The organism is Aquimarina sp. EL_43, from assembly GCF_943422735.1.
GTDB lineage: Bacteria > Bacteroidota > Bacteroidia > Flavobacteriales > Flavobacteriaceae > Aquimarina > Aquimarina megaterium.
On record NZ_CALSBR010000001.1, the window covers coordinates 5,090,381 to 5,108,803 of the forward strand.

Below are 18,423 nucleotides of genomic sequence, written 5' to 3' on the forward strand. Positions count from 1 at the left end.
TACCCACAATACTTTTATAGTGGTTTATATAAATAATCGAGATACCATATTTGTTTGAAACCGAAGACTTTTCTTTAACACTACCCAATGTGACGGATTAACAGTTAATTAACAAAATCACGCTTCATTTATGGGATTTCGAAAAGGTAAAAACACAAAACTAGTACGCGAATTATATAAAGTAATAAGTTAAGTTCGAGTAATTCGTCACTAATTCCCTAGGTATTCATCACAAAACCAAAATTGCTCAACATTTTTTTTGAAGACTTCAAGTATGTTTGTTTACATAGCTAACTATCGGTTTAGAGTTTGATTTCGAATTAAAAAAGTGGCATATCCCTGAAAACCGTGACTATTTTTTCTCTAATAGGAAATAATATTGAAAAAAACACACATCATAAAAAAGAGTACCTAAAACTTCTTCAATTTTATTAAAGAATAATACAGAAGAAAAACTCTAAAGTATTAAAGCCAGTATAAATATGATAACAAAATACCTCAATTCGTCATCTAAATTTATTATTATTTTAATTATTTCAATATCTATTTCACAACAAACATTTGCTCAAGTTGACTTTGGTGTTGTTCCAAATAGTACATTAGAAATAAAGGGAGAGTTAAAAGTAATTGGTAATGCTATCACCGGGCTGGATCAAACGCTGGATGGTATACTATATACTCCTAATATGGATTATGATGGTTTGCAAAGTAATAACAGTAAAACTTTCGGATATATTGATATAGATGGTGAAGATACATTTAGTTCTAGTAGTGCAGACCTGATTCTTCCTTCTGGTTGCGAAAAAATCGCGTATGCAGGCTTATACTGGTCTGCTACATATTTTGTTGACAGGATGCCCGATGGTCGGCCACGATATACTGATTTGCCTCTAATAGATACTCGTCCGGATTTTAGAACTGTAAAGTTTAAACCTCCTGGGGGGAGTTACATCACGATTCCACCTTCTCAAACCACAGTTATTTATGATGGTTATCCTAATAGCGATACAAACAAAAATTTAGATATTTTAGATTTTGATAAAGATGGTGATACCACAGAACCGGCAGCAGCCGTAGACATGCCCTATGTTTGCTACGCAGATGTTACTGATATTATGAAAGGTATATCAAACCCATCAGGAACGTATACCATTGCAAATGTACGATCTGCTACAGGACTTGGAAAATCGGATTACCAACACCCTAACCAAATGGGCACTAACGGTATATCGTCTGGGTGGGTATTAGTAGTAGCATATGAAGACCCCAAATTACCGGCAAAATACATAAGTACCAGAAGCGGGTATTTAGTAGTAGATGTAGGGGCTAAAAAAAAATCTTTTAAGTATGAGCCTTTTAACACTTTACCAGATAAACTACCGGTAAATGCCCGATATTCTATTGCCACTCTAGAAGGGGAAAGATATTTTAGCGGAGACATTTTAGAAATAGAAAAACCTGATTTTACAACACAAGAACTTTACACAACTCCTGCTAATCCCAAAAACAACTTTTTCGACAGTTCGATTTCTGAAAATGGTGAGTATGTGACTGCAAGAAAACCTAAATCCAAAAACACTATGGGGCTTGATATAGATATTTTTGATATCGATAACCCCAAAAACACTATTATCCAAAATGGTCAGACATCGGCTACTTTTTTTACTTCTACTAAAAGTGATTCTTACAGTGTATTTTTTCATTCTTTTCAAATAGAAATTATTGAGCCCGAACTTACAGTTACCAAACAAGTATTTAATACTGACGACAAAGAAATTACAGGAGAAAATGTAAGCTTAGGGCAAAAATTGTATTATAAACTTACTATAGAAAATCAAGGTAATGAAGATATTATCAATGCATCAATCAAAGATAAACTTCCTATAAATGTAGACTATATAGAAGGTAGTATTTCTACAGATAATTCTGGGGTAACTGCTGTTATTAACAGTAATAAAGATGAAATCAATATTACTATTGACAACAAATTATTGGTTAAAAACGGGGGTAAATATACTGTTGAGTTTGGGGTGCAAATTATTGATGATTGTTCTAAGCTGAGAGATGCATGTTCTAATGAGATTAAAAATGTAGCTCTTTCTACATATACAGGGGCTACTTCTGGGTTTCTCAGAGAAGAAAAGGAAAGTATTTTGGGGCAAGATACATGTGGATATGATGTTACAGGAACCTCTAACGTTCTGGTGAGAGATGATATATGTACCAAAAAAGCACAAGATGCATTTATTTGTACAGGATCTATAGATCTTGTTGCTGGTGATGATTTTGAAAAATACGAATGGGTAAACATGAATACTCCTGGAACTATAATTGGTACTAATCAAAAATTAAACGTTACAAAAGCCGGAACATATAGAGTTACCAAAATTGATAAAAAGTGTAAAAATGCAATAGAAATTTTTAAGGTTGATGCCTTTACTACTGTAAAAAATCCTGTTTTAGAAATTGTAAAGGATATTATAGATAATCCTATTCCTAATGTAAGTGGTAATATACGTACATGTACGATCACCGGTGAAGCTTTACCTGAGCTATTTTTATGTGGATCTGATACAGAATACACCATAAATTCTGGATTTACTACAGCCACTAAAATTATATGGGAACGCTTAGATACTAAAGCTTGTACAATAAAAAAAGATCCTAATTGCCCTACCCCATCAATAGATATCGATAATATATGTATTAATGATTGGAGAAAAGTCGGAGAAGGGATAGATTATACTGTTAAAGAAAATGGAGAATATAGAATCGTTGTTACTTTTGATGCCAATTGTACCATACCTTTTTACTTTAATGTATTTAAAAATAGCTTGGATCCAGAACTCAAAGTTTTAGAAGATATTGTTTGTTATAATCCCGGAACAAAAGTGGGAGCAGGAATATTACAAGTTCAAAAAACCTCAAATCAACATGAGTATGAATTAATTTTTAACGAAGAAGTTATTAGACCGTATCAAACATCCACTATATTTTCTGATTTAACAAAACCTGGTGAGTATACTGTTAACGTTCGTCAAAAAAATGGACCTAACGGAGCTTGCATTGTACAAGCAACAGCAAAATTAAAAGAATTCGATGCTAAAGAAGAGATTACAGTAACATCTCCTTCTTGTCCTAATGATAGAGGGCAAGTACAAATAGTTGTTACAGAATCAAAAGAATTCTATACGTATACTATAAATAGCACAGGCACAACCGACCCACATACAGATACAACAGGGCCCATCAAAAATGCGAAACATACGTTTAAAGGCCTTAACCCAGGTACATACCAGGTTTTTGTTGAATCCTCTGGTGGTAACTGTTTATTTGACAAAGATATAGAAGTAGAAGAACCAAAAGACTTTTCGGCTACAGTGAAGCTTCTTAAAGATTTACATTGTAACCCGGGGTATCAACCTGATCCAACTCTAAATGATCCAGATTCACCAAATTACGATCCTTTAGCATTACCTTTTGATCCAAATGAATTTATTGCAATTTATAAGGTAGAAGTGACCGGAGGGTCAGGGAATTATAGTTTTAATACCAAAGAAGATTTTTCAGGCATTACACTAGACCCACTGCCAGGTACCTCATATGAATTTAGAGCTACAACAGCAGGTATTTATCCTGTTTTTGTTAATGACAATACTAACAATTGCACAATCAAAGCTGGTAGTGTTAAAGTAAATTCTTTTGAAATACTAAATGTAACTGTAACACCTAAAAATCCTTTATGCTCTAACAATAAAGGGGCTATTCAAGTAGATGTTAGTTCGGGAAAACCCGTTAGCTATATTTTAGATCAAGGAACAGCGACAGAGGTAACTATTATCTCAAATAATACCACTGAAATATTTAACAATGTAGATACATCGATATCCCATACTGTTACTGTTAAAGATAGGTATGATTGTGATTTTAGCATCACTAACATAACTTTTACTGTACCAGACCCTATTAAAGCGAATGAAACCATTGTTGATATTACCTGTAACACAGACGGAAGCGGTAATAACCCTGGTTCAATTACACTTACTTTGAATGGAGGAACTCCTGATGCTGATGCAGCAAGCTATACCTACAAATTAACTAAAAATGGACTAACAATACCTCCACCAATTGCTCCATCTTTCCCTTTGGCTAACCAAGTTTTATTTGAAGGTTTAGACTTTGGTATATATACTATTGAAGTCATAGATGACAATTTGTGCAGTAAAGTTTTTGGTTCTTATGAAATTAAAAATGCAGTTGATGAGCTAAAAATAGAAGTAAATCCATTAGGTAATTGTGTTATTGGATCTGTAGTAGACATCACAGTAATCAATGGATCCGGAGTTAATACTGGTGGTGTTATTGTAGGGTTTACAATCGAAGTAATTGGTGATCCCAACAATCCCGTTCAGGCTCTAAACGATGGGGCACCAGATCCTGTTCCCCCTCCAACACCTGCAGGTCTTATTAAAGATCATCGTATTGATGGTGCAAATGCTTTAGAATTTGGAAAAAGCTATACTATTAAAGTTGTAGATCTGGGAACAAACTGTGAATATCAGCAAAAATTCATGCTTACTGCTCCTGCAGCTCCTGCAGTTTCTTTAGGAACTCTGACTCATGAGCGGTGTGTAAATGGAAAAGATGGGGGAATTATATTTACTGTAGATAATTACAATCCGATACCTGTCGATCTAAACTGGGAGATTTTTAATCGATTCGCAACCCCATCAGATCTTCCTGTACTTTCTGGAGGCCCCGTAACAGCAAGTGGGGGGGCTATTGCAATCGATTCTAGCACAGAAGGAGGTTTACCCCCAGGAGAATACTATATTCGTGTTACTGAGGTAACGGGTACCAGATTGTGTTCGGGAGTATCACCAAATTTTAAAATAAAAGCAGCAGAATCTTCAATATCGATAAAAATCAATCAATTACAAGACGAAACCTGTAATCCTGGTGATGATGCTACGATAGAAGCAGTTGTTACTGGTGGTACAGGTCTTATACAATATCAGTTAGAAGATACAGGAGGAGGACCATTAGTGCCATTTGGTAGTGATCCTAGATTTGGAGGTTACAAACTTGATGGTGGTAGTACACCAGCAGGAATAGACTATGTAGTTAGGGTAAAAGATGCTAGAAGTTGTGAGGTAACAAACACAATTAATATCCAACCCCCAATCCCTTTAGAATTAAAAAAAATTGACCCAATTACTTTGACTTGTTCTGATAGTGAAGATGGTACAATTAGAGCTGAGGCTTCAGGTGGCCAGGGATCAGGAACCTACTTTTTTATGCTTGAATATCCAGATGGTTCACAAACTGGTAGCATAGCAAGTACTACAAATATTTTTCAGTGGAATGATCTTAAACCAGGTCGTTATATTGTTACAGTTACTGATAACTTAGCATGCCTGTTTTCTCGAAATGTGGATATTAATACGCCATCTGCTGTAACCATAAAGGTAAATCAAGGACCTATAACTTGTAGTGCTGCTAGCCCTAATCCGATGATAGTTACTGCAGGAGGAGGAACACCTCCCTATGAATTTAGTAGTGATGGAATTACTTTTGTATCAGGAGCAAATCCTTTTACATTCCCAACATTACCAAAAGGTGATTACAATTTCTATGTCAGAGATGCAAATGGATGTCCTTCTCCAGCCTCTAATACGATAACAATACGAGAAACTCCGGAAATAAAAGTGACATTAGATCTAAATAACACATTTATTATTTGTTTTGGTGAACGAACAGGCTCTATTAATGCAAAAGCTGAAGGAGGTTTAGGTGATTATGGATATCGAGTAACTGGTACAGATTATTTAGGAAATGCTGTTGAACTCCCTGGACCTATTGGATCTGATAATACACAAACCACTAGTTTCTTTGGAGATTTATTAGCCGGAAATTACACCTATACCGTAACCAGTGGAGATTGTATCGATAATGTAACGCCTTTTGAAATAGGTCAACCGAAAGAGAAATTCACGGCAGAAGCCTTTGAAACACCTGTTACTTGTAGTGGTGAAAGAAATGGTAATATTAGGGTAACTGCTTCTGGTGGTACAGCCCCATATACGTTTTCTTTATATAATAGTGCAAATTTAGCCGTATATGAACTTAGAGGAGATGATATAGATAATCTTCTGGGGGAACATACTTTTGAAAATCTACTCCCAGACACCTATCGAGTAGAAGTAGAAGATGCTAATGGTTGTCCAAGAACTATTCTTGATATTCAGATTATAGAACCGGCACCAATTTTGGCTACTGTAAATGCTACAACTCCAGAAGATTGTGCAGGAGATATGAATGGTACAGCTACCTTATCTATTACAGGAGGATTACCACCAACAAACCCAGCAGATCCTAGTTATTTCTGGAGTATCGATGGAGTAACTTATCAACCGGTTACCGATCCTGCGAATTTGTTTATAGATAATCTACCAGGAGGTATAACTACAGTATTCATTAGAGATTCTCAAAACAATGCAAACTGTCAGGGAGCCTTTAATATTGATATTGAACCAGGTGTTAACCTTGCTGGTGAACTCGTTCCAGAATTAGTATGTCCTATATTTGATTATAGTGATCCTACGAGTCCTGTGATGACTAGTGAAGAGCAATACTTTGTGAGTTTTGATATTGTTGAAGATTCACAAGGATTAGGTATTATTTATACTTTAAATGGTATAAACGGAACACCAAACCCACCTAATAATTCGAATTTGACAGGTAATTTTGAGGTTACCCCAGGAGAGTATGAAGGTATTATGGAATACCAAGGATGTACACGAACAGTAGATACTATCGAGATTCTTGAGTATACTCCATTGGCAATACCAGTTGCTCAAATGACTAATAATCCACAAGATCCTAATGAATATCAAATCATAGCATCAGGAGGAAGACCATTTGAAAACACTCCTTTCTATGCATTCTCATTTACGATGCTAGAAGAAGGAATGACATTGGATCAATTAGAGCCTTCAGATTATACAGAATTAGATGGAAACATTTTTGTAATACGACAGACTGCTGATTATGTATTGCGTGTTGTTGATGCAGATGGTTGTGAGGTCCTTACGGTTCAGAATCTGACTTATATTAATATTCGTATCCCGAATTACTTTACACCGGATAGTCCTAATAGTACAGCAGAAGATCGTTTCTGGTATCCTAGACAGATTACTCCTAATATAGATGATCCTTTCTTCTTTGAGAACATGGAAGTAACCGTCTTTGATCGATACGGAAGAATGTTAGCAAAATTTAAAGGAGACCAACAAGGATGGGATGGTTTATACCAAGGAAAACAACTTCCATCAGGAGATTATTGGTATTCTATAATCCTGAATGATGTAGACAATAGAGAATTTACAGGCCACTTTACATTATATAGATAATATAAAGTTGAATCGATAAATATCGAAACGCAAAAGTTACAACCTGTAAATCTTAATATTAGATGAAGAAGTATATTATCATATTTAGCCTATTTGCAAGTTATTGTACTTTTGCTCAGGAGTTTTTTACTCCTGTACAAAACCAATATATTGCAGATAACCCATATTTGATATCCTCGGCCTACGCGGGTATTGGAGATTGTTGGCAGATCAGAGCTTCGGGTTTTGAGCAATGGGTAAGTATAGAGGATTCTCCGGGTACGCAATCCTTATCAATAGATGGTAGAATATCTGACCGTTCGGGTGTAGGTGCAATTCTGTTTAATGATCAGAATGGATTTACCACTCAAAAAGGGATTCAGTTATCTTTTGCACACCATTTAACACTAAGTGAATATAATAATCAATACCTATCGTTTGGGATTAGCTATAAGTTTACCCAATTTGGTATCGACACTTCGAGGTTTAATAATGGAGACCCTGATAACCCAACTAATCCCGAGTTAGCAGATATAAGTGTAAATGATTCTAATTTTGATATTGGATTGTTATATCGTATTGGTCGATTCTTTTTGAGTGCCAATGCTGTGAATTTATTACAGAAAGAGATTGATGATTTTAATCCAACCGAACCTTCACAGATACAGAACTATTATCTATATACTGGATATACATTCTATCATAGGTTTAGTGATATCGAGGTAGAGCCTTCTGTATTGTATCAAAACTTTGCAGGTGATGGTCGTTCTACAGCAGATCTTAACCTAAAGGTTCGTAAAATGCATCGTGAAGATTATTATTGGATAGGCGTTAGTCTTCGATCTTTGGTTGATCAGGATTTTAAACCACTTTCTGTATCTCCCATGTTGGGGATCAAAAAAGCTAATTTTTATGTTGCATATGGATATCAGATTAACGTAAATGAAGTTTTACAACCGACCACAGCAGCAGGATCACATATGATCACGCTAGGATTTGATTTTGGTTGTAGACAAAGTAAATGTGGATGTACCTATTAGAAAAAGAAATAAAATAAAAAAGGAAGTCAATATGACTTCCTTTCAAATATAATGTAATAAACAATTATGCTTCTTCTTTCGCTTTGCGTTTAGCTTCTCTTCTCAATTTGAAGTTCTCAACATTAGCTCCTATAATCCAATAAGGAATAACAAAAGTTAACAAAAAGATCATTAACCAAAATCCAATGGTAAGGATAGTTAAGAACGCTAAAAAACCAAGGTACTGATCGAATTCAAACATAACAATATTCTAATTTTCAAATTTTGTCAAAGATAATAACTCTTACTTATATGTCATAGCAGAAATATAATTTATTTTTAAATCTCTTATGATCTCAATTTATCTACTAAAAAGTAGCTACTTTATTCAAAAATAGTGAGGCAAATGCTTAAATTTGCACTCTTAAAAAAAACAAATCATCTTACCACAAATGGAATATAGAATAGAGAAGGATACGATGGGCGAGGTAAAAGTACCTGCTGATAAGCTTTGGGGAGCACAAACAGAACGCTCCAGAAATAATTTTAGAATTGGTGCATCAGCATCTATGCCATTAGAAATTGTATATGGTTTTGCTTATTTAAAAAAAGCTGCAGCATATACAAATTGCGAATTGGGCGTATTACCGATAGAGAAAAGAGATCTTATTTCGCAAGTATGTGATGAAATACTAGAAGGAAAACATGATAACCAATTTCCTTTGGTAATCTGGCAAACTGGTTCTGGTACTCAAAGTAATATGAATGTGAATGAAGTTATTGCTAATAGAGCACATCAATTAGCTGGTAAAACAATTGATGAAGGAGACAAAACATTACAACCAAATGATGATGTTAATAAATCTCAATCATCAAATGATACTTTTCCTACAGGAATGCATATTGCAGCCTATAAAAAAATAGTAGAAATAACTATTCCGGGGATAATTCAATTAAGAGATACTCTTAAGAAAAAGTCTGAAGAGTTTAAAAATGTAGTAAAAATTGGTCGTACTCACTTTATGGATGCTACACCACTTACGATAGGACAAGAATTATCAGGGTATGTTTCTCAATTGGATCACGGAATTAAGGCTTTAGAAAACACCTTACCTCATATGGCAGAATTAGCCTTAGGAGGAACTGCTGTAGGAACTGGGTTAAATACTCCAAAAGGATATGCAAAACGAGTTTCAGAATTTATTGCACAATTTACCAGTTTACCATTCATTACAGCTGAAAACAAATTTGAAGCGTTGGCTGCACATGATGCCTTTGTAGAGAGTCACGGTGCTTTAAAACAATTGGCCGTTTCATTAAATAAAATAGGAAATGATATTCGTATGCTGGCTTCTGGGCCAAGAAGTGGAATTGGTGAACTAATTATTCCTGCCAATGAACCAGGGAGTTCTATTATGCCTGGTAAAGTAAACCCCACACAATGTGAGGCATTAACTATGGTATGTGCACAAGTTATGGGTAATGATGTAGCTATTAATGTTGGAGGAATGCAAGGGCATTTTGAATTGAATGTATTTAAACCTGTTATGGCTTCAAACTTACTTCAGAGTGCTCAACTTATTGGAGATGCCTGTATTTCTTTTGATGAGCATTGCGCCCAGGGAATCGAACCTAATCAAAAGAGAATTACTGAATTATTGAATAACTCATTAATGCTGGTTACTGCTTTAAATACTAAAATCGGATATTATAAAGCCGCCGAAATCGCTAATACTGCTCACCAAAATGGAACAACTCTAAAACATGAAGCTGTAGCTTTAGGATATGTAACCGAACAAGAATTTGACGAATGGGTAAAACCAGAAGATATGGTAGGTAGTTTGAAATAACAACACCTTATCTATTTCAAAATAAGAAAGCCTTACAATTTGCTATAAAACAGAGAGTAAGGTTTTTTTTATGCAGTATATTATAAATCATTTTAGTTTTTTTTAAGGATTAATCTAATTTAATTGCTAAGTTTACGTTAATGAAATTTATCATATTCTTAGTATTACCCCTTCTTTTTCTAACATCTTCTGTAAGTTCTGATACTTATATTGGAAAATGGAAAATTAAAGGAGGATCGATTATCGAAATCTATAGAGATGGAGACTATTTTTTTGGAAAAATTGATAAACGAGCAGAACGCCCTTTATCCAATCTTAATGGTTTGGATAATAAAAACCCTCAAAAAGAGCTTCAAGGTCGTCCTTTACTTGGGATGAATATTTTAGAAAACTTAAGATATAAAGATGGGGCATTATCTGGCGGAACTATTTATAATGCAGATAGTGGTAAAAGCTATATTGTAAAAGTTTGGATTAATAGTGACAATACTGATCTTTGTTTTATAAGAGCATATAAAAGTTTTCTATTTAAAACCTTTGAAGCCAGAAGAGTTAAATAAGTATAAATATTCTATTATGGCATTTCACTTATTCTTCATCAAAATGCTAATTAGATGAACTTATAGAATCCTACTGGTTTTTAAAAACATACATATTTATAAAAAACTTTTAAATTTGTATACTCCCCTTTTTCAGAACTAACAAACTATGAATCTAACTGTATGTTGCTATACGTATTATATTCTGAATTTAATTTTAACTATAAATAAACAGCAACAACATGAAAATTTTAAAAAAAATAGGAATTCTGCTTATTGCACTTATCGCTATTATCCTTATAGCGGCAGTCTTTGTTTCTAAAGAAGTAGTTTATGAAAAATCTATTGGTATCGACGCTCCTATAGAGGTTGTGTGGGAAAATGTAAATAGTCTCGCTGATTTAGATAAATGGAGTCCATGGAATGATTATGATCCAAACATGACAAAGGAATTTACGGGTACAGATGGGACAATTGGCGCAACAGCTAGCTGGGACAGTGATGTAAAAGAAGTCGGCAAAGGCAGTCAAACTATTGCAAAAATTGAAAAACCTAATCTTTTTGAAACAGATCTTAAGTTTTATGAACCTTATGAAAGTGAAGCAAAAGGGTATATCAAAGTACTGAAGGAAGGCAATACTACAAAAGTAACATGGGGATTTCAAAGTGAAATGCCTTATCCTTTTAATCTTATGAATTTATTTACGGATATGGAAGAAATGATGGGCAAAGATTGGGATAAAGGTTTATCAACACTCAAAAATATTTGTGAAAATAAAGGGTAATATTTATTTACGTCTAATGTTAACTCAAAAAGAGTCAAACAATTATCAGGACCACATGATTATTAAAAACAGATAATAGAAAAGGGGGAACCACCCCCCTTTTTCATTACCAAACTCAACTCTATATTCCACAACAAATAATTCCCAAATATTTGTCTCTCCTATATCCATAATCACAGCCACGACCTTCTTTACATTCCCAAGTATCCTGGCTACCACCGTTAATGTTTCCCTGCTCGTTTTTTTTGAGTTTATGAACTCCTTTAAAATTTAAAATCTTTGTTATCATGTGTGAAAATTTATATTATTAAATGTATTCTGAACAATTTAATGACACTCAGAATTTATGTCTAAACCTGATGTTTTTTGATTTTGAGCCTGCCAATCATTAAGGAAAAGAGATATCATCGTTTGGTGGTATATATCCACAACATATGACATCACCAAATTTACTATCATCGATATGTCCATATTTACACCATTTTCCTGGCGAAAGACATACTGTATTTCCTCCTCCATTAATCTCAAGAAGATGTTTCTTTTTAAGCTTTTTAGCTCCGTTTAATTCTAAAATTTGTTTTAGCATAATTATTAAATTAACTGATTTAAAGAATTCCCGAACAGTTAAAGACACTCAGGGATATGTCTATTAGTATGTATTAAGATAAAATGAGGTATAAACTTCAATACAACTGATATTTATTAAGCCTAACCATTAATTAATATCCATAAATTTATAAAGGTCCTATATCTCCACTTGGTAAATAAATTGATAAAGTTGTCCATCCTCTCCATACCCCGTTACTTTTACCTCTTACTTTAATCGTTCCCATTCCACTGCGTAATGGGCTCACCATTATACTAGCATACTTGGATTGTTTGATTTCTGACCGAGTAGTACGCGAAAAAGAGAATTGCCATTGCCAATCTTCAATTACTGTATTACTAGATACATATGCTTTAGAATATGTCTTACCGTTTATAGTGATTACAGCCACATCAACTAATATTCTTGAAAGCTCTGGTGGGCATTGTAGGTTTTCATCAACCTCGAATCTTGGCCTTCGGGTAGGCTTATTATTTTTAACAACTCCGCTTAGTTTACAAAAAGACACATCACCAGAAGCTATTAAATTAAGAAAAGTAGTATCTGAAAGTTTTGAGGGTTTTGTTTTAATATATCCTGCTTTTTTTGGCCAGCTGTCTTTTAAAATCCATTGCGTGTTATTCCCCAAATCATCCCAACCAATAATTGCATAAGCATGATCACTGATCTCATCCAATTCTGAAGAACTATACTCCCCAAATTTTTCTAAAACTCGGTTCGTCTGAGAATGTTTGACTTTCATTATCATTGGACCGTCAATTAGCAATCGCTTTATATCGTCGATAGATCTAATAGAATTTGATCTTATTTCTGATACATTTCTAACAGTAAAATAATCTGAATTAGTAATCAGTTGCCCACATTGATCATCGATTTTATATACAGGAGGTTCTCCTACTTCTTTAAGTCGAAAGTCTCTTTCTTCGCTAATACATTCTAGGGCTTTGCCTCTATACCCATTATATGCAGAAGAAAACCAATCATCTACATTAGGTATAAAATCATTATAAATATATGAGGAAGGATATTTATGTGCCGGAATTTTAAACCCATCCTCTAATACATCCTCATATAACCAAAAATTAGTAGAGAAAGCACCCATATACAAATACGCATTTGATAGTGGAATGCTTACATTTTCATTATATTCTATCATGTACATGGTTTCTATGACGGCATTAAACGCATGAGACATACATGGGCCTTGAAAAATCTGATCTCTGGCTGGTGTTGTAAAATCTCTTACTCCCGATGATGTTTTAACTTCTTTCCAAGAAAACTTGCATGGTAATTGAGCAAAACCCGAAGTGGTAGAAATCAAGATTGCTATTAAAAACGTTTTTAGTAATGGTACTCTCATATGTTCAGAAAATTTAAATAGGTGCTTCTCTAAGTATAGAAATATCAAAAAGGATTGTTTTTTTGATTCTAAAAACTCTATCTCCTGTATTATTCGTTATTATTTTACTACCTGATATTTGATAGTTACCAGGTAGTAAAATCTAGATGTATTTATTAGCAAGTATACTCTGGATCATTGGCTAAAAAAGGATAATTTGAAAGCCAAAAGCTTGGATTGCTACAAAATTCCCTTACTGAAGGTATATAACCTCCCTGGATTGTTCTTTGCTGTAGTTTGTGAAGGGTTTCTACTCCTTCTAAATTTTTAATCTGTTTTAACATTAGGTTTAATTTTATAAAGATTAATAGTATATACAGTGTTTAATTAACACCATTCTGCAGTATTACATTCCATTTCATATGTATAAGGAGCATCATTCCCCCCTTTTATATTATTTAAAGAAGTTACTTTTAGCTTCTCTAGGTTTAGTTTTTTTAGATTAACTTTTTTAGTTTCTTTACTTTTCATTTTTATATAAATTTTAAATTATTAATTATTGCTCTGATCATTTATCGACACTCAAAGCTTATGTCTTTTAGAAATAAATTTTTGAATAGTTTATTGTAAATTCTTACCACCACTATCATTTGTTACTTTTATTCTGTTCTATCCAATTAATTTTATGTGTTCTGTCTATATAAATGATACCATCAAATGCTTTCCCGTAATAACCAATTTCAGTTTCGTTGTTTCTATATTGAGCACCTGCACCAGACATTACTATTAGCGGTTTTTCTAAGTACAGTTTTAAATCATCATTATATTTTGCTTTTCTAAGATTTAAGAATGTATTAGGGGTACCGTATTTTTTGAGGCAATTGGTAAATGTATTTTCTTGTGTTTTATCAAAACTAAATGTTTGAAAATCCCAGCCTACTTCATTTGCATTATTAGGGTAAGCGATAAAATCTCCTACACCAAAATCGGTGGCAATATTAAAATAGGATGAGTCATATATTTTGCGTAATTGATGTCCTGTTACATCTACACCTCCATTACCTACCCAATCTCCAACGTGAGCATTATGTGCCCAGTACAATGCTTTCGAATCTTCTCCATGATACTTCAAAATCCATTCAATATTTTCGGCCATATAAATATCCCGGAAATCGTGTTTACGTTGCTCAATATTTTGATTAATAACAGTAACAAACTGGCCTAAGACTTCTACATGATGATATATTAAACTGAATTCTTGCTTGGATGTCTTGTTTTTAAATATTTTATGATTTTCAATAAAATAGTTCTTCAGTTTAGAGTAAGAAATATAGTAATCTGATTTCTCGCTTTCTTCTATATCTTGCCACAGATGTTTTTCAAATTCATCAATTACATAATCAAAACCCACCAATTTTAAATAATCTTTGATTCGATTGACATCAGAAATCACATACTGCATTTCGCATCCGTAAATGTGAATTTTATCCGTATGATTTTGATTGTATTCTCTTAACCAATTCATCAATTGATAAAACTCTTTAGTTTTATATCGCCAGGTAGAATTATGGTCTTTTAAAATGGTTTTTAAATCATCTCTTTTTTTATGAATATAATCGTTTAGATATGCTCCTTCACCAAAACCGGTTTCTAAAATCAAAATCTTAAAATTGTGTTTTCCCGAAAGATATTTAATCATTTCCTGAGCCAAAATGGTGAATTCAGCAGTGCCGTGAGTATCTTCTCCATATCCTACAATACGTACATCTTTGAGTTCTTTATCGAGAAATGAAAAAGAACTAGCTAATATGTTATCAAACCCAAAGGCATAATTTGCCAGCTCAGAATTGCATTGTGAATTACAGGATATGTATAAAATTGAAGTTATAAAGACTCTTACTGTTAATCTCATGTGTTTTATTAATTACAAAACAATTATTTCTTAGGTTTTTTTCTTTCCTTTTTCTTAAGTAGATTTCATTATTATTTCATGCTATTTAGATAGCATAAAAAGGCTAATCAAAATCAGAAAAAGAGTTGTCGTAAAATTTTCTTGCCGTCGAAATGGAATGAGGTTGTTTTCCATATTCTCAAAACAAACAATTGACTACCAATATCATTATTATATTTTGATACAACAGCAAGAAATTTTGTTGAAGCAAACATAGATTCAACTCTAAAAAAATTATAATGTAATTTGGGTTTTGTGACGAATACCCTATAAATTAGTGACGAATTGTAGTAATCTAGAAATGGATTTTATCTAATTCGGAAACATATTTTGTGCTTACCGGTAATTTCTCATTATTAATCGTCACTTCGGTCTTCGATTTCGAATGTACTTTATCTAATCTAATGATATAAGATCGGTGAATCCTAATATATTCTAAAGGGTCAGGAGTAGATTCTATAAAGCAACCAATTTTTGTTCTAAGGGTATAGTTTTTATACTCTGTAATAATATCAATATAGTTTCCAGAGGATTTAACATATAAGATTTCGCTAGTTTTTATTTTGATTTCTTTTTTACCTTCTTTAAATAAAATATACTTTTCATTTTTGTTTACTCGTTTTATCAATAAACGCATTAGTTCTCGAGTAAAACTTCGATTAGTATACAGTATTTTTATCCTAAGAAATAAATATATCAATAAAAGAATTGCGATTAGGCATGTTAGTTGAAACCACAAGGTTTTCCAATATGGAAGTTTAATATTAAAAGAGTAAGTCTGTACATTTTCAGAACAGTCGTTCTCATTATCACACGCCTTTACCATAAAAGTATAACTACCATGAGGTAGTGAAGAAAACCTAATTTTTCGATTATCAGAGAGTTGCCATTCTTCATCAAAGCCTTCTAATTTATATTTGTACTTTAATTTATTATTGGCAAATAATATTCCTTCAACAAAAAACTCAAGGTTATTTTCATTATACTTTAATTTTTGTGATCTAGAAGTAACCTGTATAGAATCATTAACTTTTATGCTTTTAATTTTTAAAAAATAAGCCCCCGGTTTGTTTGATTCTAAAACAGATTTTGGAAAATAGGTTATTCCTTTTTTTGTTCCTAACCACACTATATCATCAATAATCTCAATATCTTCTATTTCATTACTAATTAACCCTTCTTGAACAGATACTCCTTTTATGTCGATATCGTTATCAACGCCAAATACAATCCTATTAACACCTTTATTGGTGCAAGCCCATAGAACGTTTTCATTTTCAAAATAAATTTCCTTAACAGTATTACTATTTAATCCATCTTTGGTATCTATTGTATATGTGCTGCCCTTTTTTACAACAATAATACCTTTGCCTACTGTAGCAAGGTATAATTCTTCGTTTTTAGGGTGTATATCTATATCTTCAATTCTGGCATCAAAAAATGGTGTACCCTTCGGAAAAAATGAAGTGAAAGAGGTCTCATTTTGTTTAAATAAACCTTTAGAGGTTCCTATATACAAGGTATCTTTTCTAATAATTGCATCTAGGACTCGATATGGAGTATCAATAGAGTTTACATATTCTGGTGTTATTATTCTCACCGCTCCATTACTTGATGCTAAAATAGTTGAACCACCATCTGGTTCCGAAAGCTTTAATGTATAACCTAGCTCAATATTTTTATTAAATGGGGTTATGAGTCTATTATTATTATAGATAAACAACTCATTTTTTATGGTATCACTCGTAACCAAACCATGAATATTACCAGCAGACTTACTAAACATTACAGCTTTTTCGTCTTGTTTAAAACGTACGATACATCCATCGGTAGTTGAAAAATACAATGTATTATTTTCATCCTTTGCCAAGGAATTTACATGCGGATTTTCTATAAATGGGATTCTTTTGTTTTTAATACAAGGATTTTTAATATAAAATAAGCCAGAATTTAATGTTGAAAACCAATACCCCCCATGGTGATCTATTAAAAAATTGGTTACCGATAATCCTTCTAAAAATGTTGCGTTTGTATTTCCATTAATATCAACAATGCGAGCTCCTCCATGATGATACCCAACAAAAAACTGAGAATCATTTATCGTTTTAAGACCTAAAGGAGTATAATTATTTTTTATTGAAGTATGGATATTCCCTTTATCGGTTATAACTTCTACTAATTCTCCGTTAATAAAAATTGTATATGGCTCATTTCCCAAAGTAATAACACTTCTTAATGCACCTTTTAGCTTAGTTTTTATTAAATGTTTATTAAGCTTAGTAGTATCATTACTTAAAAAGAAAAACGGATTTTCTGAAGAATATTCTTTCGAAATTATATATGTACCTTCTGTAAGTTCAGTATCAGATGGAGGTTTTAATACCTCTCCTTCTTCACTAATAATAATTTCGCCATTAATTCCTTTTCCTCCTATATGTAACGATTGCTCATCATCTAAATATATACTTTCTACAACCGATTTTTTACTAATTAGACTATTTAGTTTGTCATTATAGTCATATAATTTTATTTCTTCAGACTTTTCATCTATAAAGAATGTTTTTTGTGTATTTAAAGTTCTACACCAAATTTGACCATTACCCTGTGGGAAAAAATCTAAAACGGCGTCTTCTAGTTTCTCATTTGATCCAAATTTTTCGAACTCGTAACCATTATATCTAATAATACCTTTTTGTGTTGCCAACCAGATATACCCTTTTTTATCCTGATATATGTCGTATATCTGTGAGCTAGACAACCCATTATTCGTTCCATATGATGTATAGTTATAATCATTTTGGGCAAAGGAAAACGCAAAAAAGAATAAAAAAAGTAATCGAAAGATCTTCAAAATGATGACTATATATGTTAAAATTTTAAAGCGTAATATTACAAAATAAGTCTGTTAATCATTTTAAAAAATTAAGTGAATTTTAAGTTAA

General features: G+C 32.8%; 13 protein-coding genes. 5 read left to right on the forward strand and 8 right to left on the reverse strand.

The features are described from left to right. The first annotated feature begins 482 nt into the window (after nt 1–482). Entirely contained in the window at nt 483–7,412 is a 6,930-nt protein-coding gene (locus tag NNL09_RS21905) for a T9SS type B sorting domain-containing protein (protein ID WP_196911327.1), read from the forward strand. A 62-nt stretch (nt 7,413–7,474) separates the two neighbouring features. Continuing rightward, the gene (locus tag NNL09_RS21910) at nt 7,475–8,431 is read left to right on the forward strand and encodes a type IX secretion system membrane protein PorP/SprF (protein WP_196911328.1); all 957 of its coding nucleotides are present in this window, start codon (nt 7,475–7,477) and stop codon (nt 8,429–8,431) included. A gap of 64 nt (nt 8,432–8,495) precedes the next feature. Here NNL09_RS21910 and NNL09_RS21915 read toward each other — a convergent pair whose 3' ends face one another. Then, complete coding sequence (locus tag NNL09_RS21915; protein WP_165583327.1) at nt 8,496–8,672, reverse strand: hypothetical protein; 177 nt, start codon at nt 8,670–8,672, stop codon at nt 8,496–8,498. A 190-nt stretch (nt 8,673–8,862) separates the two neighbouring features. Here NNL09_RS21915 and fumC point away from each other — a divergent pair, with 190 nt between their 5' ends. From fumC to NNL09_RS21930, 3 genes are all read left to right on the forward strand, one after another. Beyond that, nucleotides 8,863–10,260, forward strand: coding sequence for a class II fumarate hydratase (gene fumC / locus NNL09_RS21920; RefSeq protein WP_196911329.1), 1,398 nt, complete (start codon nt 8,863–8,865; stop codon nt 10,258–10,260). A 140-nt stretch (nt 10,261–10,400) separates the two neighbouring features. Beyond that, the gene (locus tag NNL09_RS21925) at nt 10,401–10,820 is read left to right on the forward strand and encodes a DUF2147 domain-containing protein (protein ID WP_196911330.1); all 420 of its coding nucleotides are present in this window, start codon (nt 10,401–10,403) and stop codon (nt 10,818–10,820) included. A 221-nt stretch (nt 10,821–11,041) separates the two neighbouring features. Next, the gene (locus NNL09_RS21930; RefSeq protein ID WP_196911331.1) at nt 11,042–11,584 is read left to right on the forward strand and encodes an SRPBCC family protein; all 543 of its coding nucleotides are present in this window, start codon (nt 11,042–11,044) and stop codon (nt 11,582–11,584) included. A gap of 121 nt (nt 11,585–11,705) precedes the next feature. On the opposite strand, the gene NNL09_RS21935 is transcribed toward NNL09_RS21930, so the two are convergent. The 7 genes from NNL09_RS21935 to NNL09_RS21965 all read right to left on the reverse strand — a co-directional run bounded on the left by NNL09_RS21935 (nt 11,706) and on the right by NNL09_RS21965 (nt 18,332). Further along, nucleotides 11,706–11,873, reverse strand: a complete 168-nt coding sequence (locus NNL09_RS21935) for a hypothetical protein (protein WP_196911332.1) — start codon at nt 11,871–11,873, stop codon at nt 11,706–11,708. Between the two features lie 99 nt (nt 11,874–11,972). Continuing rightward, nucleotides 11,973–12,170, reverse strand: a complete 198-nt coding sequence (locus NNL09_RS21940) for a hypothetical protein (RefSeq protein ID WP_196911333.1) — start codon at nt 12,168–12,170, stop codon at nt 11,973–11,975. 148 nt (nt 12,171–12,318) lie between these two features. After that, the gene (locus NNL09_RS21945; protein ID WP_196911334.1) at nt 12,319–13,551 is read right to left on the reverse strand and encodes a C1 family peptidase; all 1,233 of its coding nucleotides are present in this window, start codon (nt 13,549–13,551) and stop codon (nt 12,319–12,321) included. A gap of 155 nt (nt 13,552–13,706) precedes the next feature. Beyond that, entirely contained in the window at nt 13,707–13,874 is a 168-nt protein-coding gene (locus tag NNL09_RS21950; protein ID WP_196911335.1) for a hypothetical protein, read from the reverse strand. A gap of 43 nt (nt 13,875–13,917) precedes the next feature. Further along, entirely contained in the window at nt 13,918–14,061 is a 144-nt protein-coding gene (locus NNL09_RS21955) for a hypothetical protein (RefSeq protein WP_159099190.1), read from the reverse strand. 115 nt (nt 14,062–14,176) lie between these two features. Further along, the gene (locus NNL09_RS21960; protein ID WP_196911336.1) at nt 14,177–15,442 is read right to left on the reverse strand and encodes an erythromycin esterase family protein; all 1,266 of its coding nucleotides are present in this window, start codon (nt 15,440–15,442) and stop codon (nt 14,177–14,179) included. A gap of 334 nt (nt 15,443–15,776) precedes the next feature. Further along, nucleotides 15,777–18,332 carry a triple tyrosine motif-containing protein gene (locus tag NNL09_RS21965; RefSeq protein ID WP_196911337.1) on the reverse strand — a complete coding sequence of 852 codons (2,556 nt, stop codon included), beginning with the start codon at nt 18,330–18,332 and terminating at the stop codon, nt 15,777–15,779. Between the last annotated feature and the right edge of the window lie 91 nt (nt 18,333–18,423).